1 protein-coding gene is annotated in these 691 nt (G+C 43.6%); it reads right to left on the bottom strand.

Annotated elements, in window-relative coordinates; all coding sequences use genetic code 11:
- Positions 1-225: 225 nt before the first annotated feature.
- Positions 226-691: HD-GYP domain-containing protein (locus A3763_RS28495; protein ID WP_369823102.1), on the bottom strand; the 466-nt coding region annotated here is incomplete at its 5' end.

Raw genomic sequence — 691 nt, 5'->3', positions numbered from 1 at the left:
TAATCATCAACTCGACTAGCGTAAAGCCCGCCATCAGCCGTTTATTTAACGGCGAACGCGGATTTGTAATTGGGGGTATATGTTTTTTCATAATGTCATTAAACAGTTGAGGAGCAGAACTAACAAGCTCAAAGAGACAAGTGGTCGATAGTAATGATAGACGGTAATTCCGGAATTGAAATTGTGCGTTACATCTAATTTTCGGGCTGCTTAAAGCGCCTGAATTTATTGCAAGATATAGTCTTTTACGTCTACACCGTGAGTACCATTCGTAATGCCTTCCTTAATAGCATAGGGTTTACCATGCTTGTCTATCGGGTCTTTAATCAGATTAATTACGTAGGAAGAGCGGAATTTTTTATCGGCTGTCATGACCAGTTCAACTTTAGGGCGCAGACGAGAGTCAGCGTTCGCTGATACGACGATGCCTACTTCACCGTTGGTCATTTCGACCAAAGTACCCGGAGGGTAAATGCCTACCATACGAATAAACGCTTCAACCAGCTCGGAGTCGAAGTGCTTGTCTCGTTCGGCGTAGAGAATTTTTAAAGCATCAAAGGCTGGTGAGCCGTCTTTGTATGAACGGGTACTTGTGATTGCATCATAAACATCGACAATTGATACCATGCGTACAAACTGATGGAGGTAAGCTGCACTTAGTTTTTCTGGGTAGCCCTTGCCGTCGATACGT

Source organism: Oleiphilus sp. HI0128 (assembly GCF_001635365.1).
Note: the sequence above shows the minus strand (reverse complement) of the source record. Positions and strands in the feature narration are given on the sequence as shown.